This window comes from Sinomonas sp. ASV322, from assembly GCF_030908245.1.
Lineage (GTDB): Bacteria > Actinomycetota > Actinomycetes > Actinomycetales > Micrococcaceae > Sinomonas.
Genome location: NZ_JAVFJJ010000019.1, coordinates 1 through 23305 on the forward strand (window position 1 = coordinate 1; position 23305 = coordinate 23305).

Annotated in this window: 16 protein-coding genes and 1 riboswitch; of the genes, 5 read left to right on the top strand and 11 right to left on the bottom strand. The window is 70.5% G+C overall.

Features of this window, described 5'->3' with window-relative positions; translation table 11 throughout:
• The first annotated feature begins 45 nt into the window (after positions 1 to 45).
• Positions 46 to 1140: an IS110 family transposase gene (locus tag RBS12_RS18000; RefSeq protein WP_307964926.1), complete on the top strand. Its 1095-nt coding sequence runs from the start codon at positions 46 to 48 to the stop codon at positions 1138 to 1140.
• Positions 1141 to 1429: 289 nt separating this feature from the next.
• On the opposite strand, the gene RBS12_RS18005 is transcribed toward RBS12_RS18000, so the two are convergent.
• From RBS12_RS18005 to RBS12_RS18020, 4 genes are all read right to left on the bottom strand, one after another.
• Entirely contained in the window at positions 1430 to 3604 is a 2175-nt protein-coding gene (locus tag RBS12_RS18005) for a glycosyltransferase family 39 protein (protein ID WP_307967533.1), read from the bottom strand.
• Positions 3604 to 5772 carry a glycosyltransferase family 39 protein gene (locus tag RBS12_RS18010; protein ID WP_307967534.1) on the bottom strand — a complete coding sequence of 723 codons (2169 nt, stop codon included), beginning with the start codon at positions 5770 to 5772 and terminating at the stop codon, positions 3604 to 3606. The genes RBS12_RS18005 and RBS12_RS18010 overlap by 1 nt, the downstream gene beginning before the upstream one ends.
• Before the next feature lie 46 nt (positions 5773 to 5818).
• Positions 5819 to 7108 (bottom strand): bifunctional glycosyltransferase family 2/GtrA family protein, encoded by a 1290-nt coding sequence (locus RBS12_RS18015; protein ID WP_307967535.1) that lies wholly within the window; start codon positions 7106 to 7108, stop codon positions 5819 to 5821.
• A 165-nt stretch (positions 7109 to 7273) separates the two neighbouring features.
• The gene (locus RBS12_RS18020) at positions 7274 to 11098 is read right to left on the bottom strand and encodes a beta-propeller fold lactonase family protein (protein ID WP_307967536.1); all 3825 of its coding nucleotides are present in this window, start codon (positions 11096 to 11098) and stop codon (positions 7274 to 7276) included.
• Between the two features lie 432 nt (positions 11099 to 11530).
• Here RBS12_RS18020 and RBS12_RS18025 point away from each other — a divergent pair, with 432 nt between their 5' ends.
• Complete coding sequence (locus tag RBS12_RS18025) at positions 11531 to 12445, top strand: DMT family transporter (RefSeq protein ID WP_307967537.1); 915 nt, start codon at positions 11531 to 11533, stop codon at positions 12443 to 12445.
• A 166-nt stretch (positions 12446 to 12611) separates the two neighbouring features.
• Here the strand turns inward: RBS12_RS18025 and RBS12_RS18030 are convergent, their stop codons facing one another.
• Positions 12612 to 14159, bottom strand: a complete 1548-nt coding sequence (locus tag RBS12_RS18030; protein ID WP_307967538.1) for a HAMP domain-containing sensor histidine kinase — start codon at positions 14157 to 14159, stop codon at positions 12612 to 12614.
• Entirely contained in the window at positions 14156 to 14896 is a 741-nt protein-coding gene (locus RBS12_RS18035; RefSeq protein ID WP_307967539.1) for a response regulator transcription factor, read from the bottom strand. The genes RBS12_RS18030 and RBS12_RS18035 overlap by 4 nt, the downstream gene beginning before the upstream one ends.
• A 202-nt stretch (positions 14897 to 15098) precedes the next feature.
• On the opposite strand from RBS12_RS18035, the gene RBS12_RS18040 reads away from it, so the two are divergent.
• Positions 15099 to 16157 carry a hypothetical protein gene (locus RBS12_RS18040; protein ID WP_307967540.1) on the top strand — a complete coding sequence of 353 codons (1059 nt, stop codon included), beginning with the start codon at positions 15099 to 15101 and terminating at the stop codon, positions 16155 to 16157.
• Positions 16158 to 16469: 312 nt separating this feature from the next.
• On the opposite strand, the gene RBS12_RS18045 is transcribed toward RBS12_RS18040, so the two are convergent.
• On the bottom strand, positions 16470 to 17159 hold the full coding sequence (locus tag RBS12_RS18045; RefSeq protein WP_307967541.1) for a hypothetical protein: 690 nt from the start codon (positions 17157 to 17159) through the stop codon (positions 16470 to 16472).
• Positions 17160 to 17163: 4 nt separating this feature from the next.
• A riboswitch (cyclic di-AMP (ydaO/yuaA leader) is annotated at positions 17164 to 17354 on the bottom strand.
• Positions 17355 to 17938: 584 nt separating this feature from the next.
• Here RBS12_RS18045 and RBS12_RS18050 point away from each other — a divergent pair.
• Positions 17939 to 18748: a winged helix-turn-helix domain-containing protein gene (locus tag RBS12_RS18050; RefSeq protein ID WP_307967542.1), complete on the top strand. Its 810-nt coding sequence runs from the start codon at positions 17939 to 17941 to the stop codon at positions 18746 to 18748.
• Positions 18749 to 18773: 25 nt separating this feature from the next.
• Positions 18774 to 19325 (top strand): histidine phosphatase family protein, encoded by a 552-nt coding sequence (locus tag RBS12_RS18055; RefSeq protein ID WP_307967543.1) that lies wholly within the window; start codon positions 18774 to 18776, stop codon positions 19323 to 19325.
• On the opposite strand, the gene RBS12_RS18060 is transcribed toward RBS12_RS18055, so the two are convergent.
• From RBS12_RS18060 to RBS12_RS18075, 4 genes are all read right to left on the bottom strand, one after another.
• Positions 19270 to 19818 carry a hypothetical protein gene (locus RBS12_RS18060; protein ID WP_307967544.1) on the bottom strand — a complete coding sequence of 183 codons (549 nt, stop codon included), beginning with the start codon at positions 19816 to 19818 and terminating at the stop codon, positions 19270 to 19272. The genes RBS12_RS18055 and RBS12_RS18060 overlap by 56 nt on opposite strands.
• Before the next feature lie 36 nt (positions 19819 to 19854).
• The gene (locus RBS12_RS18065; protein WP_307967545.1) at positions 19855 to 20502 is read right to left on the bottom strand and encodes a helix-turn-helix domain-containing protein; all 648 of its coding nucleotides are present in this window, start codon (positions 20500 to 20502) and stop codon (positions 19855 to 19857) included.
• Between the two features lie 83 nt (positions 20503 to 20585).
• The gene (locus tag RBS12_RS18070) at positions 20586 to 22622 is read right to left on the bottom strand and encodes a YhgE/Pip domain-containing protein (RefSeq protein ID WP_307967546.1); all 2037 of its coding nucleotides are present in this window, start codon (positions 22620 to 22622) and stop codon (positions 20586 to 20588) included.
• Entirely contained in the window at positions 22619 to 23296 is a 678-nt protein-coding gene (locus tag RBS12_RS18075) for an ABC transporter ATP-binding protein (RefSeq protein WP_307967547.1), read from the bottom strand. Before RBS12_RS18075 ends, RBS12_RS18070 begins: the two co-directional genes overlap by 4 nt.
• Between the last annotated feature and the right edge of the window lie 9 nt (positions 23297 to 23305).

Genomic DNA, 23305 nt, shown 5'->3' on the forward strand with positions numbered 1-23305 from the left:
GCAGAGTCCCCTGCCCGGCCTATCCGACATGCGTGGGAGGCCCCGGTGTTCATTGAGCGTACGAGTGTTGGGCTGGATGTGCACGCCCGTTCGGTTGCCGCGGCGGCGATCGACGGCGTGACCGGCGAGCTGGTGCAGGCCAGGCTTGCCCCGTCGGAGCAGGCGATCAGGTCATGGCTGGCCTGCTTGCCAGGCCCGGTCGCCGTGGTCTATGAGGCCGGCCCGACGGGGTTCGGGCTTTGGCGGGCCTTGACCTCACGGGGGGTCAGGTGCGTGGTTGCGGCCCCGTCCCGGCTCCAGCGCCCGTCGGGGGACCGGGTGAAGACCGATGCCCGGGACGCGGTGCACCTGGCGAGGCTGCTGCGCCTGGACGAGGTCACCCCGGTGGCGGTCCCGACCGTGGAGCAGGAGTCCGCGCGTGACCTGGTGCGGGCGCGGGAGGACTGCCGCGGGGACCTGATGCGGGCCCGGCACCGGCTCTCGAAGCTGCTGCTGCGGCACGGGATCGTCTACGACGGAGGCGATGCCTGGACCGGGGCCCATGACACGTGGCTGCGCAGGGACGCGGCCCCGGCGCTGGGCTCGAGGGCGACCCGGATGGCGTTCGACTCCGACTACGAGGCCGTGCTGACGGTCAAAGCCCGCCGCGACCGGCTCGACCGCGCGATCGAGGAGCTCGCTGCGGGCAGCGAGTTCGCCCCGGCCGTACACCGCCTGGGCTGCCTGCGCGGGGTCAGCACGCTGACCGGGTTCGCCCTCGCGGTAGAGATCGGAGACTGGCACCGGTTCACCGGGGCCACCATCGGCTCCTTCGTCGGGCTGACCCCGTCCGAGCATTCCTCGGGCGCGTCCCGGGCGCAGGGGCCGATCACCAAGACCGGCAACGCCCACGTCCGCCGCCTCCTGGTCGAGGCCGCCTGGCACCACCGTGCCCGCTACGCGGTCGGGAAGACCCTTCGGGACCGGTGGGAGCTCGCCCCGGCCGCGGCACGGGCCCGCGGCGACGAGGGCAACCAGCGCCTGCACGCCCGGTGGGTGCGGTTCCTCGAGCGGCGCAAGCGCCCGACCGTGGCCAACGTCGCCGTCGCCCGCGAGCTGGCCGGCTGGTGCTGGTCCCTGGCAGTCATGGACGACGACTGACTCCCGAAGGCCGCTTCGCCACGGCGCAAGGTGCCGGCGGCAGCGCGTGGAGCCACCCGCGGCGCAACTATGAACAGACCCCCTCCTGGGGCCAACGTTCGCTCCTAGACACGCGGACCGACTCCAGCCGAACCACCGCCCTGCGGTAGCCAACCCGCGCATATCAGCCTGACCGCGCGTCGCCCAACGACACGCTCGCCGGCGCCCGCCACGCGAAGCACAGAGGCGCCGCCAGGACTCCCTCCCGGCGGCGCCTCGCCATGCCCACTTGACAGCGGACTACTCCATATCAGCTGCCCGAGCTAGCTGCCAGCGCGTAGACCGTCGCGCCGCCGATCGTCTGGGACGGGAAGTTCGCCTCGACCCACGCCGCGATCTGCTGGGCGTCGTTCGAGCCCGAGCTTCCCTGCATGAGGCTCGCGGCGATGAAGTAGTGGACCTTCCCCTCCTTCACGAGCTGCTGGAACTGCGCGAGCGTTGGCGCCGGATCCGTGCCGTTGAAGCCGCCGATGGCCATGACCGGGAGCTGCGTGGCGAGCTGATACCCCGCGGCGTTGTTCGACCCGACGACGGCGGCCGCCCACGTGAACTTCGAGGCGTCCGTCTGCAGCGCGGTCACGAGGGCGGACGACGGCGTCGTGGCGCCCAAGAGGCCACCCGCACCTCCGCGCCCACCGCCGAAGCCGCCGGCCTGTCCGCCCGTGTCGCCCGCTGACGGGGCCGTCAGGCCGCCCTGGGTACCGGACTGGGTGCCGCCTGGGCCGAAGCCCTGAGCCGTGCCGCTCTGCGAGAAGCCGAGGAAGCCCTGGCCGTTGCGCTGGCCGCCCGGACCGCCGAAGCCGCCGCGTCCGCCGAAGCCGGAGGACGGGCCAGCCGCGACGATTGCGCCCGAGTGAGCGGTCGAGACCGTGTCGAGCGTGAACGCGAACGGGCCGGCGAGGGCTGCGACGAGGGCGAGCGCCGCCGTCGTCGGTCCCGCGAGCTTTGGGAGCCGGATCCCGAAGCCGCCCGCGACGATCGCCGCGGCCGCCACGAGCGCGGCGGTGGCCACGAGCCACGCGAGCCACGGGACGAACCCGGAGGCGCGGTTGAGCAGGACCACGCCCATGATTCCCGCGGCCGCGACCGCCGCGGCGAGCGCGGAGGCCTCGACCGGGTACTTCCGCCGGTGCCACAGGATCCCGCCGCCGAGGCCCGCGAGGGCCGCGATGCCGGGGGCGAGGGCCACCGAGTAGTACTCGTGGATGATGCCGTTCATGAGGCTGAACGTCAGCCCCGTGACGAGCACCCACCCGCCCCACGCCACCACGGAGGCCCGGACGGCGTCCGTGCGCGGCGCGCGTCGGCCGACCCAGAGCAGGGCGATGCCGAGGAGGAGCGCCGAGGGGAGGAGCCACGCGATCTGGCCCCCGAATGACGCGGAGAACAAGCGGAACAGGCCCGGCTGGCCCCAGCCGTTGCCGCCGCCCACGGAGCCCACCTCATCCCCGCTGAGCCGGCCGAAGCCGTTGTAGCCGAACGTGAGCTCGAGGATCGAGTTGGTCTGCGAGCCGCCGATGAACGGCCTCGCGCTCGCGGGCGTGAGCATGACGGCGACGATCCACCAGCCGGCGCCCGCGACCATGGCCCCGAGCGCGGCTAGGAGGTGCATGAGTCGCTTGCCGAGGCCGTGCGGCGCGGCCCACCCGTACGCGACGGCGAAGCCCGGGACGACGAGAAGGACTTGGAGCTGCTTCGTGAGGAAGCCGAAGCCGAGCAGGATTCCCGCGACGACGAGCCAGCGGGCCTTGCCGTCCTGGACAGAGCGGACGACGGCGTAGCCCGCCGCGGTCATGAGCAGCGTCAGGAGCGCGTCGGGGTTGTTGAACCGGAACATGAGCGCCGCGACCGGTGTGAGGGCGAGCGCCGCGGCCGCGACGAGGCCCGCGCCGTGGGCCGTGCGCTCGCTTCCGGTTGCCGGGCGCACCGCCCGGCGCACCGCGAGGTAGAGGATCCACGACGTCGCGACGCCCATGAGGGCTTCGGGGACGAGGATCGACCACGAGCTCAGCCCGAAGATCCGGACCGAGAGGTCCATGATCCAGAGCGCGGCCGGGGGTTTGTCGACCGTGATCGCGTTCGCGGCGTCCGAGGAGCCGAAGAAGAACGCCTCCCAGTTCTGGCTCCCGGCCTGGGCCGCGGCACTGTAGAACGCGTTGGCCCATCCGCTCGCCGCGAGGTTCCACAGGTAGAGGATTCCTATCCCAACCAACAGCAAGGCCAGCTCGAGTCCGTTGCGCAGACCCCTGGTCCCCGCGCTGCCGCGGCCCGCGAGGCGGCGGAGCAGGGGATAGCGGAGAGCCGCGTCAGAGGGAGACGAAGGAGCCCAGCGGCCGAAGCTGTCGCCTGTGGAGCCGCCGGAGGCGACTGAGGAAGCGGTAGGGGAGTCGGGGTCAGCGAGAGGCTCAGACTGCGTCGCCGTCATCACTTCACCAGCTTGTAGACGGTCGTGTTGCCGACGGTCGTAGCCTGGAAGGTCGACTCGACCCACTGGGTGATCGCCGAGCTGTCGCTCCCGCCGCGGCCTCCGAATCCACCGCCGCCCATGCCGCCGCCGGCGATGTAGTACGAGATTTCCCCGTTGGCCACGAGGGCCTTGAACTCGTCGAGGCTTGGGTAGGGGTCGCTGCCCGTGAAGCCGCCCATCGCGATGACGTTCGTGTTCGAGGCCAGTTCGAGGCTCGCCGCGGAGTTCGAGCCGTTGGTGGCTGCCGACCACTTCGTGGTGGTCTGCGTGAGCAGCGCCACGAGTTCGCTCGATGCGCTCACCTCGCCGCCGGGGCCGCCGAAGCCGCCCTGCTGGCCGTTCGCGCCGTCCTGCGTCGAACCTGCGGCGCCGTTCGCGGAGCTGCTTCCCGAGGAGCCGAGGCGCTCGCGGAGGCCGCCGAAGGATGCACGGTTGCCGAAGCCCCCACCGAACCCGTCCTGACCCGAGGGACCCGACGTCGGGATCGCGCCCGTGTGCCCCACGGACGCGGTGGCGATCGTGAACGCCGTCGAGCCGAGGCCGCCCGCGAGAAGCGCTGCAACCGCGACCGCGACGGCGCCCATCCGCAGCCGATCGAAGCGCACAAGGAGCCCGAGGGCCGCAAGGACGCCGAGCGTCACGATCACGAACTTGAGCCACGGGAGCCACGAGGCGTCGCGGCCCAGGAGCACTGCGGTCCAGATGCTCGCGGCCAGGACCGTCACGGCCAACACGATGCGCGAGGGCCAATACGCCCGCCCGCGCCACAGCTCGGCCCCTCCGATGCCGATCACCCCTGCGATGCCGGGAGCGAGCGCGATCGCGTAGTACGGGTGGACGGTGCCGGTCATGAAGCTGAACACGAGGGCCGTGGAGACCATCCAGCCGCCCCACACGATGAGCGAGGCGCGAACGCGGTCGGTCCGTACCGCGCGGCGCGTGAACCAGAAGCCGGCCACGAGGAGGATGAGTGCGGCCGGGAGCAGCCACGAGATCTCCGCGCCGAAGCTCGAGCCGAACATGCGCAGCAGGCCGGCGGAGCCGCCGAAGCTTCCCCCTCCCGGGCCGCCGTTGCCGGCTCCGCCCGGGAATCCGCCCGCAAGGTCGCCGCCCGGGAACCCGCTGATCGCGCCCGAGCCGGCGGCAGCACCGACGTCGGCCGCGCTGCCCGGGGCGCCACTCGAGAGGCGCGCGCCACCACCGCGGTTGCCTCCTAGGTTGCCGAAGATGCGGGCGAGGCCGTTGTACCCGAACGTGAGCTCGAGGAAGCTGTTGGTCTGCGAACCGGCCATGTATGGTCGGACGCTCGTCGGGGTGAGCGTGAACGCGAGGATGTATGCACCGGACACCGCGACGAGGCCTCCGAGTGCCCCGAGAACGTGCAGGATGCGTCGGCGCAGCGGCGTGGGCGCCGCCCACACGTAGGCGAGGGCGAGGGCCGGGACGATGATGAGGCCCGCGAGCATCTTGGTCAGGAACGCGAGGCCGAGGATGGCGCCCGCGGCGACGAGCCATTTCCACCCGGCCTTCTCGATCGCGCGCACGATCATGTAGGCGGCCAGGACGAGGCAGAACGTGAGCATCGCGTCCGGGTTGTTGAACCGGAACATGAGGGCTGCGACGGGCGTCGCAGCGAGCGCGCCGCCCGCGAGGAGGCCTGCGGCTGGGCCGCTCACGCGCTTGACCGCGGCGTACATGAGCGCGACGGACGCAACGCCCATGAGCGCCTCGGGGAGAAGCATCGTGAACGAGTTGAAGCCGAAGATCCGGCCCAGGAGCCCCGGGATCCACAGGGCGGCGGGGGGCTTGTCGACAGTGATGGCGTTGCCCGCGTCGAGCGAGCCGAAGAACCAGGCGACCCAGTTCTTGCTGCCGGCCTGGATAGCGGCAGCGTAGAACGAGTTCGCGTACCCCGAGTTCGTGAGGTTCCACAGGTAGAGGAACGCGCTCACGACCACGAGCCCGAATGCGGACGGGCGGACCCAGTGCGGCTGGTCCGCGCCGAAGGCGAGACGCTGCCAGCGGCCGGGCGAGGACGAGCCGGAGGAGAGCGGACGACGGCGCGTGGCCGGGGCGGGCGGCGGGGCGCCCGTCTCGGTGGCGTCGGGGGCGAGGGAGGTTGTCATGGGACTGGCCTTTCGGTCGGAAGGAATCGTCGGGGGCGCGCGCCGGTCAAGCTCGACGGCGGAACACCCACAGGCGGAAGAGCAGGAACTTGACGGCCGTCGCGGCGAGGTTCGCGAGGGTCAGGACGGTGAGCTCGATCCATTGCCCCGGGTTCGGTATCGACGTCATCCAGAAGAGCGCGCCGGCGGTCAGGGCCCAGCCGATCCCGAAGACGACGAGCCCCTCGAGGTGGTGCCGCGTGAGCCGCTCGGACCCGAGCACGCCGAACGTGAAGCGGCGGTTCGCGGCCGTGTTGGCGACCGCGGCGAGGAGGAGCGCCATGAAGTTCGCGGTCTGCGCGTCCATGAACACCCGGCCAAGGAGGAACAGTGCCGCGTAGGCGAGGGTCGACGCGACGCCGATGGCCCCGAAGCGGACGAGTTGGCCGAAGAGGCTCTGGCGGCGCCCCGCCTCGGCTCCGCGCTCGCCCGCGGGCAGCGGGCCGCGCGCGAGGGCCGCCTGGAGCTGCGTGAGCGGGATGCGGCCGCGGGCGATGTCGCCCGTGAGGCGGTACATGCCGCGCAGGTCTTCGAAGGCTGTGCGGACGATGTCGACCTTCGAGTTCGGGTCGTCGGTCCAATCGACCGGGACCTCGGCGCAGCGCAGCCCGCACCGCTCGGCGAGGACGAGGAGCTCGGTGTCGAAGAACCACGCCTTGTCGAGCGTGTGCGGGAGGAGCTGCCGGGCGACGTCCGCGCGGATCGCCTTGAACCCGCACTGGGCGTCGCTGAACCTCGCCCCCATGAGCGAGTGGAGAAGGAGGTTGTACGAACGGGAGACGAACTCTCGCTTGGGCCCGCGGACCACGCGCGACGAGCGTGAGAGCCGCGTGCCGATCGCAAGGTCAGAGTGGCCCGAGACGAGCGGTGCGACAAGCGGCGCGAGGGCGTTGAGATCCGTTGAGAGGTCCACGTCCATGTACGCGAGAACCGGGGCGTCTGAGGCGAGCCACACGCGCCGGAGTGCGTTCCCGCGGCCCTTTTCGTCGAGGTGGACAACCCGCACGTTCTTGAGTTCGCGGGCGAGGCGCTCCGCGACGCGGAGCGTCGAATCCGTCGATGCGTTGTCCGCGATCGTGATCCGGTACGTGTGCGGGAACTGGACCGCGAGGTAGGTGTCGAGGCGCCGCACGCACGTCTCGAGGTCCTTCTCCTCGTTGTAGACGGGAACCGTCACGTCGAGAACGGGGACTCCGGCGCGGTTGAGGGCGGCGAGATCGAGCGCGATGCCCGGGCGGTGCGCGGGCGCGTCGCGGGTCGGGTCCGGGTGGGGGCCGGTGCGTTCCGTGAGGGTCATGCTTCGACTTTCGCGGGACGCGATGTGATCGGATTAGCGCGAAGCTGTGCCGCCCCTGTGACCTCGCGCGGGTTCCCACGGACCAAGCACACGACAGAGCACGGACGCCCCGCGGCCTCCCTGAGGAGTCCGCGGGGCGCCCGGTTCATGGGGTGCGGAGAGCGATCAGCCGTCGCTGTCTTGTTCGAGGCTGTTCGAGAACGCATGCACGGGGGCAGGCATCTCGTCGTCCGCGCCGCGCAGGGCCTTCCAGATCTCGCGGTTGAGCTCGTCGGCATCGGCCCGGTCGGGGTTGCCCCAGGTGTCCGAGTCCTTCATGACGAGCGAGTGGCTCACCGCCGGCGTGAGCGTCGGGCTCGTCGCGGTCGCGGGGGCCGCGACGGCCGCGGGCTGGGCGGCGGCGCTCGGGGCAGCCGACGACGGCGAAGCGCTCGCCGTCGTCGTGGGCGCCGCGGCGTGGGGTGCCGTGCCCACGGGCAGGGCGAAGGCGACCGAGATCGGGTACTGGCCGACCTTGATCGGCGCGCCGGCCGCACCCGTCGCCGTGCTGAGCGGGATGAGCTGGCCGGTGCCGGCCGCGGTCGCGTAGACGGTCGCGTTGTCCGCGCCGAGGGCAACCGCGGTGATGTTCTGGGCCACCGTCCACGGAGCCTTCGCGGTCTCGGTCGCGACGTCGATCGGCGTCACGGAGTTGGCACCGGTGTCCGCGACGTAGAGCGTGGTTCCGTCCCGCGAGAGCAGGACGTTGAACGGCGTCTGTCCGGCCGGGATGGCCTTGCGGGCTGTGGCCGTCGCGATGTCGATCGGCGTGACGTCGTTCGAGCCCATGTCGGAGACGAACGCCGTCTTGCCGTCACCGGTCACTGCCACGCCGAACGGCTGCTGCCCGGTCTGGACCGTGGCCTTGGCCGTCTTCGAGGACGTGTCGACGAGCGTAACGGTGTTGCCGTTCTTGTTCGCGGCGACGAGGGTCGTGCCGTCCGGTGTGAGCGCGAGGTTCTCGGGACCCGCGCCGACGGTGACCTTGGCGCCGGCCGCGCCCGTTGCGGCGTCGAACGCCTGGACCGCGTTCTCGCCGTATTCGGCGACCCAGAGCGTCTTGCTGTCCGGGCTGACGGCGAGGCCCGCGGGGACCTTGCCCGTCGGGATCGTCGCGACGACGGCGTCGGCCGCGATGTCGATGACGCTCACGGAGCCGGAGTTCTGGTTCGCGACGAAGGCCTTCGTGTGGTCGGGGCTCGTCACGACCGTGCCCGGACCGGAGCCCACGGGGATCTCGGCGAGGGACTTGCCCGTGCTGAGGTCGACCGCCGAGACAGTGCCGCTCGAGAAGTTGGCGACGAAGGCCTGCGGGATCGTCGCGACGCGGGGGTCGGGGACGACGGCGGCGAGGGTCGCCTTCTGGGTGCCCGTGAGGCGCCCGTCGATCGGGTAGGTGGCCGAGACGGTGAACAGCTGCTGCCCGGGGGTGGCCGTTGCCGGCACCGAGACCTTCCAGGCGAGGTCGGCGCTCGCTCCCGGCGCAAGCGATCCGAGGGACTGCGTCGCGGACGGATCGACCGGCCAGCCGTTCGGGGACGTGAGCGTGACGGTCGAGCCGTCGAGGGCGGTGCTCCCCGAGTTCGTGACCTTTCCGTGGACGGTCGTCTGGGAGCCCGGGGCGAGGATCGTGCTGTCCATCGTCACGGAGACGCCGGGCGCCGCGACGGCGTTGTACGGGGTCGTGTTCGCCTTCTCGCCGAACGAGTAGATCATCGGGAGCGCCGCTGCGTCGTACTGGGACATCGGCTTGACGCCGAGGAACAGCTCCATCGTGCGGAGCATCGAGACCTGGCTGTAGAAGTGCGAGTCCACGGAGCCGGTCTGGGTGTACGGGCTGATGACGAGGCCCGTCGTGCGGTGCGCGTCCACGTGGTCGGCGCCGCCCTGCGAGTCGTCCTCGACGACGAAGATCGCGGTGTTCTTCCAGTACTGCGAGTGCGAAACCTCGTCGACGATCTTCCCGAGCGCGAGATCGTTGTCGGCCACGAGCTGCGCCGCGGTCCCGCCGCCGGCCGTGTGGTCGCGCGGGAGGTCGATGAACTGCATCGAGGGGAGGTTCCCGTTCGACTTGTACTGCTGGAACTCCTTGTCCCACAGGTCGAAGCGATGCTGATCGCTCACGCCCATGTCGAACCACGGGTACTCGTGGTCCGAGTTCGCGTCGAGCACGGGGTCATGGGCGCAGAACGCGCCGGCCGCGCACTTGACCGGTTCCTGCGCGCTCATCCACGACGACGGGACAACGAACTGGCCGTAGTTGCGGAACGAGATCTTGTTCTGGTCGAGCTTGTCCCACAGATACGCATGGGCGGGGTCCGGGCCGGCAGCGGCGACGCCCGGGTGGTAGCCCTCGGAGTCGTAGTCGGAGCCATTCCCGGCGTAGCCCTGGGCGGTCGCCTCCTCGTTGTATCCGTTGGAGCTCGCCTGGGTGGCCCACTGCCAGCCGTTCTGGCTGACCTCGCCGTCGGCGTACAGGTTGTCCAGGGTCACGAACTGGTCGGCGAGCTTGTGGTGGTTCGGCGTGACGTCCTTGCCGAAGATGGCAAGCGAGGGATCGCCGTTGCCCTTGCCGAGGTCGCCGAACACCTGGTCGTACGTCCGGTTCTCCTTGACGACGTAGATCACGTGTTGGATCGGCGAGTCCTCGCCGGGCTGGCGCGGGACGCTCGTCTTCTGGTCGGCACGCTCGGTGCGGCCGCCGGCGTCGCCCGCCTTGTCGAAGCCGTTGTTCGCGCGCACCTGCTTCGTGTACTTCGCGAGTTCGTCGCTCGTCGGGGTCTTGACGAGGGAGAGGTAGCCTTTGAGCTGCCGCTCGATGTACGGGTGGTCATTCGGGTTCGTCGGGTTCGAGCCCTTGTTCGGACCCGTGCCGAGCCCCTTCGCGCTCGTGATGAGGAGGGACGTGCCGTCCTTCGTGGGCTGCACGGCGGTCGGGTACCAGCCCGTCGGGATGAGGCCCTTGATCTTCCCGAAGCTGTCCCGCTCGGAGACGTCGACGACCGAGACGTCGTTGTTGCCGCCGCCCGTCACGTAGAGCGTGGCCGCGTCGGGGGAGAGCGAGAGGTTGGTCGGCTGCGTGCCGCCGGGGGCGTTCTCATACGGGGCGAGCGAGATGGTCGCGGTCACCGCGTTCGTGGCAGGGTCGACGACGGAGACCGTGTCGCTGTCGCCGTTCGAGACGAAAATTCGGTGCTTCGTCCGGTCCACGAGCAGCGAGTTGGGATGGTTGCCCACCGTGACGCTCTGTCCCGCGGTGATCGTGAGCCCGTCGACGGCGAAGGTCGAGAGCGTGTTGCCGCCCTGGTTGCTCACGTACGCCGTGCGGCCGTCTTCGGAGAGCGCCACGCCGTACGGGTAGTCGCCAGTGGCGGCCTGCGCCGTCGTGCCGGTCGCAACGTCGACGGCGAGGAGGCGGCGGGAGAGCTGCCCGGCGGTGTACACCGTCTTGCCGTCAGGGGCGACGGCGACTGTCTCGGGGTAGCTTCCCGACGGCAGCTTGATCGAGCGGTTGACGGAGAGCTTCTTCGTGGCGGCGTCCCAGTCGAGCACGAGGATCGAGTTCTTGCCCGCGGTCGCGAGGAACACCTGCTTGCCGTCGGGGCTGAACGCGATGCCAGGGGCCACGCCTTGGGGGACGTTGCGGTTCGACGTATCGAGTTCGAGCTCCTGCAGGACGTCGCCGTCCTTGGCCTCGAGCACCTGGACGGTCTGCTTGCCATTCGCATTGCGCACGATGTTCGGCACGAGGACGGCCTCGCCGTCGGGGGAGAGGACGGCGTTGGCCGGGAAGAAGCCGGCGGTCTTCTGGACGCCCGCCGGGGTGACGGCCCAGCCGGATGGGGTAATGCCGGTGCCGTCGCCCTGCGGGCCCGCGTGCTGGGTGAGGGCCAGGCCGGCGAAGGCGGCCGTTCCGCCCACCGCGAGGCACGCGGCCGTGGCGATGGCCACGGCCGGGCGTTTCCACAACGGTCTCTGTCTGGGGAAAGACATAGTTGGTCCTTACGCTCGGGCTGGCCGCGCGAGGGTTCTGCCCGGGCCAGCCGCTGGGGAGTGATGGAAAGTCGGAAGGCAGCCACGAGTCGGCGGCGCCCTTCGCACGACGACTCTGCGCCCCCGGCATACCAAATCTCAAGCCAGATCCGCCGTTGTATATACAAATTCACCCAACGTTCGCGCCGTTCATCGAGGATTCATCGAGGATTCGCCTGCGGCGCGAACTCGTTTCAATGGTCGCTCGATGACTTGTATAGGCATGTTAGTGAAAATGGTTCACCTGAAAGGATTCGGCTATGGCCGAATGGTTAAGACTGTCGGGGGCTGGTCTTAGAGTTGTCGGGTGATCGATCTCACTTCCTCCGTCCCCGGCCTCGGAGCGCGCTCATGACGCGGCGCACGTGGCTCCTCTTCATCGCGATGTGCCTCATCTGGGGCGTCCCGTATCTCCTCATCAGCGAGGCCGTCGCCCAGGTGAGTCCCGCGATGGTCGTGTTCTCGCGTACGGCCATCGGCGCCGTCGTCCTCATGCCGTTCGCGTGGCGACAGCTCCGCTCGGTGTGGGAGCACCGGTGGCCCGTCCTCGCATTCGCCCTCCTCGAGATGGTCGGGCCATGGTTCCTCTTGAGTGATGCCGAGCGGCACATCTCGAGCTCGCTCGCGGGGCTCCTCATCGCGTTCGCGCCGGTCCTCGCGCTCGTCGTCGCGCGCCTCATCGGCCTCGAGCGCCGCATTGGCGGCCTGCGGATCCTCGGGCTCGTGCTCGCCGTCGGCGGTGTCGCCGTGCTCGGGGGCGGAGGCATGGAGGCTTCCGGGGCGTGGCCCGTCGTCGAGATGCTCTTCGTGGCCGCGGGCTACGCGATCGCTCCGCAGGTCGCGGCGGTCAAGCTGGGCGGCGTCCCGGCCCTCCCGATGACGGCGGTGTGCCTCACGATCGCCGCGGTCATCTCCGCCCCGTTCGCGATCGTGACGTGGCCGGCCACCGCGCCGACGCCCACCGCGACGGGCTCGCTCGTGCTGCTCGGGCTCCTGTGCACGGCGCTCGCGTTCCTGCTCTTCTTCCGGCTCATCGCGGAGGCCGGCCCCGCCCGGGCGACCGCGATCGCGTACGTGAACCCCGTCGTCGCCCTCGCGCTCGGCGTGACTCTCCACGGCGACCCGCTCACGCCCCTCATCGGCGCCGGTGCCGTCCTCGTCCTCGCGGGCACGTTCCTCGCGACCCGCCGCACGCGCCACGACGCCGAGCCCGGGGGAGCAGGAACAGAGGCGAAGCCGACCCCGGAGGGCGCCTCGGCGGCCTGACCCTTTCGCCGCACGACCGTCCCTTTCTCCGCACCACCGTCCCTGAGCGTCACGACCGTCCCTGAGCGTCACGACCGTCCCTGAGATCGCGCTCCAAGGGACGGTTATGCCGCCGAGGGACGGTTATGTGGGCGCGATGCGCACTAACGCCGCGACGAGGTGCTCCTCACGCCGGGAGGTACACCGCGAACTCGGTCCGCCCGGGCCGCGAGCTGAGCTCGACCGAGCCGCCGTGCGCCTCGACGATCGCCTGGACAATCGAGAGGCCGAGGCCGGTCGAGCCCTCCGTCCCCGTGCGCGCCTTGTCCGCCCGCGTGAAGCGCGAGAAGACCTTCTTCTGCAGCTCGGCAGGCACGCCGGGGCCGTTGTCCGTGACGGTGATGACGGCGTCGCCCGCCGCGGACCGTGCGACCCCCGCCGTCACGACAGTTCCGGCCTCAGTATGTTTGCGCGCATTCGAGAGCAGGTTGACCATGACCTGGTGCAGGCGCGCGCCGTCGGCCCTGACCTCGACGGGCTCGGCGGGCAGCGCAAGGCGCCACTGGTGATCCGGCGCGATGACCTTCTGGTCGGTCACGGTCTCCACGACGAGCTGCGTGAGGTCCACCGGACCGAGCTTGAGCGGCTGGCCCTCGTCGAGCCGGGCGAGCGTGAGGAGATCCTCGACGAGACGGCTCATGCGGAGCGACTGCGTCTCGACCCGCCCGAGCGATTCGCTGCCCTGCGGCGAGAGCGACTCGGTCATCTTGAGCATGTCCGTGTAGCCCCGGATGGCGGTGAGCGGCGTCCGCAGCTCGTGCGACGCGTCAGCCACAAACTGCCGCACCCTCTTCTCCGACTCCTGCCGCGCCTGGAGCGCGCCGGCCACGTTGTCGAGCATGCGATTGAGCGCGTGCCCCACGTTGCCCACCTCGGTGCCAGGATGAGCGGCCGACGGCGGAACCCGCATCGCGAGCGCGACCTCACCGGCGTCGAGCGGGAGTTGGGCGACCTTCGCCGCGACCGACGAGACCTGGGCGAGCGGCTTGAGCGTCCTGCGGATGACGTAGGTGCCGACGAGGCCGATGAGTACGAGTCCGCCGCCCGAGACGATGATCGTCGTGAGCACGAGCTGGGCCAGCGCACTGTCCTTTGCCGCGAGCGGGAGGCCTGTGACGATGACGTCCCCGGTCGGAGACTTGGCGGCCACGAGCCGGTAATGGCCCACGCTGAGATCCCGGTCGATCGGAGAAGGGTCGGGCCGTTCGGATTGGGTGGCCTGCGAGCGCGCGATCGAGAAGATCACGGCAAGATCGGACGATGGAAGGCCGACGCGCTGCCCTTCGGCGTTGATGAGGCCCTGGAAGTCGAGGACATCGCCGTGCAGGCGCGCGTTGAGCGTGCCCGCGCCCTGCCCGCGTGCTCCGAGCGGGTCCGGATGGCTTGTGGGCGTGCTTTGATCGGTTCCGGCTGAAGCCTGCTGCGGGCTCAGGCTTCCGAACTGAACCGCCCGGCGGCTCGCCTGGAGAAGCTGGGTGTCGAGCTGCTGCGTGAGGAAGTTGTCCATCGACGCGTACAGGAGCGAGCCGACCACGGAGCAGATCGCGACGAGCAGGAGCATCGTGGCGAGGACGAGTTTCGTGCGGAGGCGCCACGAGTTGGGGTCGGTCCAGCGGCGGCCCGGCTCGCCGCCGTCGACCGTCGAACGCCGCTCGGCACCTGAAAGCTGGTTCATCCGTCAGCGGGCTTGATGACGTAGCCCGCGCCGCGGACGGTGTGGATCATCGGCGCGCGATTGGCGTCGATCTTCTTGCGCAGATAGGAGATGTAGAGCTCGACGATGTTGGCCTGCCCGCCGAAGTCGTACTGCCACACGCGGTCGAGGATCTGCGACTTGCTGATGACGCGCTTCGGGTTCTCCATGAGATAGCGGAGCAGCTCGAACTGCGTCGCCGTGAGCTGGACGTCCTCGCCGCCGCGCGTGACCTCGCGCGTGTCGGTGTTGAGCACGAGGTCGCCGACGACGAGCTCGGCGTCGTCCTGCGCCGCAACGCCGGAGCGCTGTACGAGGCGGTGGAGGCGCAGCATGACCTCCTCCATGCTGAACGGCTTCGTCACGTAGTCGTCGCCGCCCGCGGCGAGGCCCGTGATGCGGTCCTCGAGGGCGTCCTTCGCGGTGAGGAACAGGGCGGGCACCTCGGGGATGAACTGGCGCACGCGCTTGAGGACTTCGACGCCGTCGAATCCGGGAATCATGACATCGAGCACGAGGACGTCGGGCCGGAAGTCGCGCGCGGCCTTGACCGCGGCGGGCCCGTCGGCGGCGACCTGCACGCTCCAGCCCGTCATCCGCAGGCCCATGCTCATGAGCTCGGAGAGGCTCGGCTCGTCGTCGACCACGAGGGCGCGAATCGGGGAGCCGTCCGGGTGGGTGAGGGACGGCAGGTTGTTGGTCGTGTAGGGGCTTGCCATGATTCCAGCCTCCTGTGGATGGATAGTCCGAGCCTGAGTTCTTCCTGTGTGCACCCTGTGGAGCCCAGCGTAGACCCGGGGCCGAATATCGGTGCTCGTGCGCGGCCCCGAAGCACAGCCAGTCCAGCCGAACGGCACAGCGGCGGCACAGGATGCGCGGTGACTCTGATTGCAGCCGACAGACGACTCACGGAGGAACACCATGTCGCCCGAACCGCAGAACCCCACCCAGCACGACCCGACTTCGCAGGACCCAACCCCGCCGGTCCCAACCCCGCCGGTCGCAACCCCGCAGGACCCGCACGCCGGCGGGGCGCAGGCCACGCCGCAGCAGCCCGTTCCCCAGCAGCCTGCCCCCCAGCAGTCGGCGCGGCCCATCGACCCTGCCGCGCAGCCGACCGAGATGCTCTACCCGAGTCAGCCGCCCACCGCAGCTCAGCCCGGCATCCCGCCCGCGCAGGGCTGGGGCGGGCCCCAGTCCACTCCGGCACCGTCCACCCCTGCGCCCGGGTGGGGTGCGCCGTCGTCGTCTGCTCAGCCCCAGAGCCCCGGCTTCGGGCCGGGCTATGGGTCGCCGACGCCGGGCCAGAGTTGGGGGGCTCCGGGCGCGCCCGCTTCGGGCCAAGGCTGGGGACAGGGCGCGCCGAGCACGCCGCGCAAGAACCTGATCGCGCGGCTCACGCCCGTCCAGAAGGGGCTCGCCGCGGCGGGGGTCGCCGTCGTCGTCGTGGGCGGTGCCGGGGCCGCGGTGTATGCCGCGACGACCGCGAGCAACAACACCGGGAACGACAACGCGGGAGCCCCAGGCCTGGGCGGGCCGGGAGCCGGACCCGGCCAGAACGGCTCGGGTCAGAACGGGCAGAACGGCCCGGGCCAGAACGGCCTGCGCCAGAACGGCTTTGGTCCGGGGAACCTCGGCCTCGGCGCGGCGGGGCAGGCGGTGCACGGCGAGTATGTTGTGCTGCGCAACGGCCAGTACGTGACCGAGCTCGAGCAGACCGGCACGATCACGGCCGTGTCCGATACGCAGGTCACCGTCAAGAGCGCCGACGGCTACGTCCAGACATACGCCATCTCGTCACAGACCACGATCGCGAGCTTCGGGGCGCGCGGCTCGCGCCAGCAGTCGCCGTCGCCGTCGCAGGGCCAGGGCTCGGTGACGGCCTCGAGCCTGAAGAACGGCGAGACCGTGCGCGTGACCGCGCTCAAGGACGGCAACGCCGCACTCACGATCGTCGCGATGTCGGCCTCGACGAACTGACCGTTCGAAGCGTGAGCTCTTGGCGGAATAACTCGTCCGCCGCGACAAGAGCTCACCTTTCGGCGCGCGCAGGCAACGGACGACGACGGCGCCGCTCCCCACCGTGGCTTGAATCCACGTGGGGAGCGGCGCCGTCGTTCGCCGTGCCGTCCTGTACACGTACGCGAAGGGACGCGCCCTTCTCACGGCGTGTTGCGCGGAATGCACCGGCGCGTCGGCCGTTACGGCCCCGAATCCGTCGTGTACGCGTACACGACGGGACACGCGGGACGCTGCCGATCAGTACCAGGTGGGCGATCGGCGGCGTGCCGATCAGTACCAGTTGTGCGTGTAATGAAAGGCGAGGGCGTTCGCGGGGGAGCCGTAGCGGTCCTTGATGTAGCCGAGGCCCCAGTCGATCTGCGTGCGGTAGTTGGTCTGCCAGTCGCTGCCCGCGGAGGCCATCTTGCCGCCCGGGAGCGACTGTGCGATGCCGTAGGCGCCGCTGCTGGCGTTGGTGGCCGTGGTCGTCCAGTTGGACTCACGGTTCCACAGCGTGATGAGGGCCTGCATCTGGTCCTGCCCCCAGCCGAACTTGGCGAGCTGGCTCGAGGCGTAGGCCTGCGCACCGGCCGGGTCGTTGACCGGCTGGGTCTTGAGGAGCTCGGCCTTCGCCGCGTCGGCCGCAGCCTGGGCCTGCTGGTCGGACTGGGCCTTCGAGACGGAGCCGACGCTCGGGCGGATGAAGTCGAGCTTTGCGTCGGAAGCGGCGCTGATTTGGGGCGAGGTGGAGGCCGCCGGGGCGATGGAGCCGGCGGCAGCGATGTCCCCGCCATTGGCTGCGGCGCCACCGCTCACGGCGGCGGCAAGGCCGACAGAGGCGGCGACGACGGCGTTGCGGTAGCGCCCGCCGGTTGCCGTGTTGAGTCCAGCGGTGATGCGGGCGAGGCCGCGCGGCGGGGTCTCCGCCCGGTGGCGGCCCCGATGGCGCACAGGCGTACCCAGGGACTTGGTGTTGCTCACGCGAGGAACCTCTCGTTAGCGCCTGCGAAGTTAGCTGCCGGGTTCGGATGCGAGTCATCCGGCCCCGCCGTGTGGCGTGGGCTTCACCCCTGGCCGCGGCCCCGCACTTGGCGGGTCCTTCGGCGACCGATTGGGTCCTCCGTCTCTGCCTTGGTGTCACCCTGAGCTGTCGGCAGAGTTCGGCGAACGGGGCTCAGGGTTGCGCGGGGTCTCCCGTGCACTTGTTCCACCGTACGGGACGACGCGAGTCTTTGTCACATTTGGATAACAGCGGATAGGTGGAGGTGCGCGAGGGGCCGGTATTCTGCAGAGAGGGGAGTGTGCTGTCCAGTTCGCAAGCACATCGGCAGGAGTGATTTCTACAACTGTCCGCATGGTGAGACGGCCGCAAAGTCGCGGAGCGGCTCCGCGACGCGCCGATGGCGTCGAACAATATTCGATCGGAGCCGGATTTCGTGCCGTAGATGTGAAAAAACAAGTTCACATATGGCCCTCGCCGAATTGTGAGATATGTCACAATCTATTCATTCGTCTCACGATGTGAGACGCTGCACCCATTGTTACTTGCTTGTAGCTATTGTTACGGGGCACACTCGAAGTGTGAACAAGAACTCAACGGCACCTGCACTGGCAGACATCCGCAACGGCTCACCTGCCGCTCGGACGATGTGCCGCTGTCGAATGCATAGCTGACTGCGCCACCCCAGCATTTAGCTCTTCGCTCCCCTGTTCAGCATTCGAAGCCGTACAAGGCTAGTCACATTAGAGGTCAGCACTTCATGTCGGTTGCATCCGGATACGTCCACATCTCTGTCCGCAATGCGCAGCGCGCGCAGGCCGCTGCCACCCGTCAGCCCTTCGGGGCCCGCACGACGGGTCAGCCCGAGCCCTACGGGGCATCCCGACCCCTCCGTCCCGTCGAGGACTACTCGCCTATGACGGCGCCGACGCCCGTGATCGCGCCGGGCGTCGAGCCTGTCCGCTCCGTCTCGTCGGACACCGTGGCCCACGGCTTCGTCCTGTATGTCGGCATCTCCGAGGAGCAGGCCGCGGCGGCTGGATCCTCGATCGCCCGCATCGCCCAGGAGATCCGCGCCTACGCCCAGAACCTCGTTCCCGGCGTCGAGAGCTACGCTGCCGTCGCCGTCGCCCCCGCCGCCGCGCAGGGGAGCCCGCTCGACGTCGTCCGTTCGACGTTCGGCGACCCGACCATCGGGAACCGCCCCCGGCCGGAGCCGCGCGCGGCCCAGTCGAACGACAACCGCCCGAGCGGCGTCCTCATTGACCTCGCCCGCCGCGAGGTCCACCTCGACGGGCTAACGCTCAACCTCACGTTCAAGGAGTTCGAACTCCTCAACTATCTCGTCGAGAACGGCACGCGCACCGTGAGCCGCGACGAGCTCCTGGAGAATCTCTGGAAGAACGCCGAAGAGGTGCCGAACGAGCGCACGATCGACGTCCACATCCGCCGCCTCCGCTCGAAGCTCGGCCGCCTCGCGAACACCGTCCGCACGGTGCGCGGGCAGGGCTACCGCTTCTACGAGCACCCCGAGGTCGTCGTGTGGGCTGCGCCGGAGTACTCAATCTAGCGAGTCCGGCACCTAGGCTTGCTCCATGAGCAAGCACCACGTCAAGAGGCTCGTCGTCGTGCGCCATGCGAAGGCTGCGTGGCCGGATGGTGTGCCCGACCTCGAGCGCCCGCTCGCCGAGCGAGGCCACGCCGACGCTCCCGAGGTCGGCAAGTGGCTCCTCGAACACCAGGTGGTGCCCGACTTCATCCTGTGCTCGGTCGCGCTGCGCACGCGTCAGACGTGCACGTGGGTCTGCCGCGAACTGGGCGATCTCGCGCCCACGCCCAAGCTCGAGACCGGGCTGTATGCGGCGGGCGCGGCGCGCATGCTCGCCGTCGTCAATCACGTGCCGGAAACGGTGCGCACGCTGCTCCTCATCGCGCACATGCCGGGCGTCCAGGACCTCGTCCTCCGCCTCGCCTCGCGCGATTCGGATCAGGACGCCTATCTCGACGCCGCGAACCACTTCCCGACCTCGGGCCTCGCCGTGCTTGAGATCGACAAGCCGTGGGCCGAGCTCGACGGGCAGGATGCGCGGCTCACCGATTTCGCGGTGCCGCGGGCCGAGGGACGGAAGCACGGGCACCGGCAGTAGGCTTCGTGGCCACGGGGCGGGGCGGGGTCCGGCGCGTGCTCGGTGACGTCGGGCGCGAGGGCCTCGAGGGGTTCGGTCGGCGCGGGGCCTGCCGCTGTCGTGGCCACACCGCGCCCGCGAACAGGGTGGCGAGCGTCGCGACGAGGGCGACGGCGGCTCCCGCGAAATAGGGGTCCGCGTCGCGGCTCGACACGCTCGTGACGGCGGTGGGGTCGTCGTCCCACGCGACGCCGAGCACCCTGAGGAACGCCAGCGTGCATCCGATCGTGAGAGCCGCGCTGAGCGCCGCCGCGGCGGCCACCCAGTACCGGTTCATGGCGAGGATCGCGTAGAGCGCGCAGAGGACGAAGGCCGTCAGGGCGACGAGGGCGAGGGCCCCGAGCCATTCCTCGAGGGTCCACGCCGTGAGGGCGAGGAGAATCGCGGTCGCGAGCGTGCACCAGAGCGTCGCGCGGGCGCTGCGGCGCAACGGAACGAATCGCGAGGGTGCCACGGGGCTAGTCTGTCATCCGCGGGCCGGCCCGGGGCGCTACGCCTCTCCGGTCGGCTCGAGGGCTCCGCGGACAATGCAGAGCACCGCCTCGCCCGCTTCGTCGAGGCTGCGTTCGGGGTGGAACGCGGCCCTGTCCATGCCGGTCACAAACGCGGCCCCGAATAGCGCGACCGCGACCCCTCCCGGCGTGAGACCCTCCCGCAGCGGACGCACCTCCGCGACGTGGCGCACGGACGCCTCGATGACCTCGAGCACGTCGCCCCGCATGTCCGTGAGCAGGCCCTGCCAGGCGCCGTCGGCCCTCCACTGCTCGCCGAGCCACAGCCGCACGAACGCGGGGTAATCGGCGATGAACCCGAGCGCGCGCCGAATCTTCCGGCCCACCTCGTCGAGGGGGTCGAACGACGACGGCGCCGCGGACGAATCGGGCGCGTGGCCAGATCGAGCCCGTCGCGTGGCCGAATCCTCAGGCGCTTCCTCCGGGCCATCCCCGAGCCGGTCCATGAGGAGGCCCATCCCGTGCCGCAGGAGCTGCTCGACGAGCTCGTTCTTGCTGCCGAAGTTGTAGTAGACCGTGCCCTTCGCGACGCCGGCCGCGAGTGCGATCTCCTCGACCGTCACGCCGTCGGTGCCCCGCTGCCCGATGAGTTCCATCGCAGCCTCGAAGAGCCGCTGCTTGGTCACCGCTGTCCTTGCTGCGCCGCGTGACGCCGGGCTGCGGCCCGCACCGCCCGCGCCGCGGGCTGCACTCTGGCCTCCTGCCGGGCTCATATCGAGATCTCCGGCTGGAGGGTCTTGAGCCGCCAGGTCATGTTCCTCCGCGTCCCGAGGATGTTGAGTGCGGCCCCGACGAGCGTGTATCCCACAAGGCCCGCGACGAGCGGGAGGATCCCGGACAGGTCCCCGCCGTAGATGAGGTGCCGCATGCCCGTGACGACGTACCCCATCGGCAGAATCGCGTGCGCGACCTGGAACGGCGCGGGCGCCATCTCCCATGGGAACGTTCCGCCGGAGGAGACGAGCTGCAGGATGAGCAGGATGAGCACCACGAACTTCCCGACCGAGCCGAGCAGCGAGACGATGCCCTGGATGAGCGCGCTGAACGCGATGCCGCCGAGCATGATGAACAGCCACATGAGCCACGGGTGCACGGGTTCGAGCCCGAGCCCGAAGTCGACGACGGCGGTGAGCACCGTCGCCTGGGCCGCGGCGACGGCGGCGAAGGGGAGCCATCCGCCGATCGCGATCTTCCACGCGGGGGCGTTCGACGCGAGTGCGCGCTTCGTCACGGGGCGCATGGCCTGCGTCAGCATGAAGATGCCGACCCACATCGCGAGCGAGAGGAAGAAGGGTGCGAGGCCGGCCCCGTAGGTCGCCGCCTTCGCCTGCGAGACGCTGTTCACCGCGACGGGGTCCGCGATGACCTGGGAGAGGTTCGATTTCTGGGCGTCGTTGGGGTTCGGGACCTTGCCCGAGCCCGCGGTGAGGGCGTCCGCGAGCTGGGTGGCGCCGTCGTGCGCCTTCGCGGCGCCCGCCTTGAGGGCCTGCGCGCCGTCGTTCGCTTGCGCCGCGCCGTCGGCGAGCTGCCGTGAGCCGGCGACGGCGGTCTGCTCGCCGTCCGCGAGCTGGGAGGCGCCGGCCGAGACCTGGTGGGCGCCGGCGTCGGCCTGGGCAATGCCCTGCGCGAGGGCCGGCATGCCGTTCGCGAGCTGCCGCGCGCCGTCGGCCACTTGCTGCGAGCCCGCGGCGAGCTGCGGGACCTGCCCCGCGGCTGCGTGGAGCTGGGCGGCGGTGCTCTGCGCCGTCGGGTTCTGCGTCGCGGCGCTCAGGCGCGCTCCGATCTGCTGCGCCTGGGCCGGGGTGATCGTGCCGTCAGCGACGAGCGCCGCGAGCGAGTCGCTCACCTGCTGCTGGAGCTGCTTTTGGGCCGAATCGGCGGCGGCAGCCGCACCCTGCATCTTCTCGTTGAGGAGCGCGTTCCCCGCCGCGACCCGCGCCGCGCCGTCGGCGAGCTTCTGCGTGTCCGCGGGGAGCGACGCCGTCTTCCCCTGGAGCGTGTCGAGGCCGCCGGCGAGCTGGCCCGCGCCGTCGCGCAGCGCGAGCGAGCCGTTGAGGAGCTGCTGCTGCCCGTCGGCGAGTTGCGCCGCGCCCGTGCGGAGCTGGGACGTCCCGTCCGCGAGGCGGGTCGCGCCGTCGGCGAGCTGGCCGACGCCGTCGCGGAGCTGCCCCGCGGCGTCCGCGGCCTGGACCATCTGCGTGTGGATCGTTCCGTAGCCCGTGAGGAGCTTGTTCGCGGTCTCGGTTCCGACCTCCTTCGCGACGGAGTCGTGGACGGCCCTCGTGACCTTGTCCACGATGGTCGAGAGGAGGTAGTTGTTCGCGTCGTTCGTCGTGACGTCGAGCATGGCCTGCTTCGCGGCGTCGAAGCTCGCGGGCGAGGCGAGGTTGGCGGAGAAGTCCGCGGGGATGCGCAGCGCGAACGAATAGGTGCCGTTCCGCACGCCCGCCTCGGCGGTCTGAGCGTCGGGGACGCGCTGCCAGTCGAACACGTGCCCATCGACGAGGCTGTCCGCAACCTTGGGGCCCGCGTCGAGGCGCGAGCCGTCGGCGACGGTCGCGCCCTTGTCCTCGACGACGAGCGCGGCCTTGATGTGCCCCATGTTCGAGTACGGATCCCAGTTGGCATAGAGGTACACGGCGCCGTAGAGGAGCGGGACCATCGTGAGCGCGAGGATCGCGAGTTTGGGGAGGAGGCCCGAGGTCATGCGCTGGAGCTCGGAGCGGGCGAGTCGGATGACGGTCACGCGAGGACCTCCTCTTCTTCCGCGGCTTCCGCTTCGGGAGCCTCGAGCGCATTGCCGACGACGGCGACGCGCCCCTCCCAGCCGAACGGCGCCTCGCCGACGATCGCGACGACGGCGAGCTCGCGCCCGGGGTTCGTCGCGAGGGCGTCGAGGCGGGGGAGCCAGTCCTCGGTGCGGTCCGAGTGGCGGTCGGGGGAGTCGACCACGAGCAGGCGGACCTCGGGATCGGCGAGCGCGAGCTCGGTCAAGAGCTCGACGCGACGGTGCGGGGCGAGCTCGTGTGCCCAGTCTTTCGCGATGTCCTCGAAGGCGTGGACCGTGAGCCAGGCATCCGCGTCGTGTTCGCGGCGGCGACGAGGGAGGAGGGCGAGGTCTTCGGCGACGAGGCCGCGCACGCTCAGGTGGCGCTCGGCCTCGTTGATGCTCGGCGAGTCCACGAGGGCGGTCGCGCGGCGGAGGGCCTTGAGGTTCTTCTTCGGCGTGCTCGTCTCTCCCCACACGGCGCTGCCGGCGTCGGGGGCGTACCGACCGCTCGCGGCGAGGGCCAGCGCGGTGCGGGTCTCTTCGCCGTTGGCCTGGACGAGGGTGAGCGCGCCGGCTGGAGCGTCGAACGAGGTGGGGGCGACGAGGTCGCCGCGGCGCCCGGCGATGCGGAGCTCACGAACTGAAAGCATGCTCTCAGT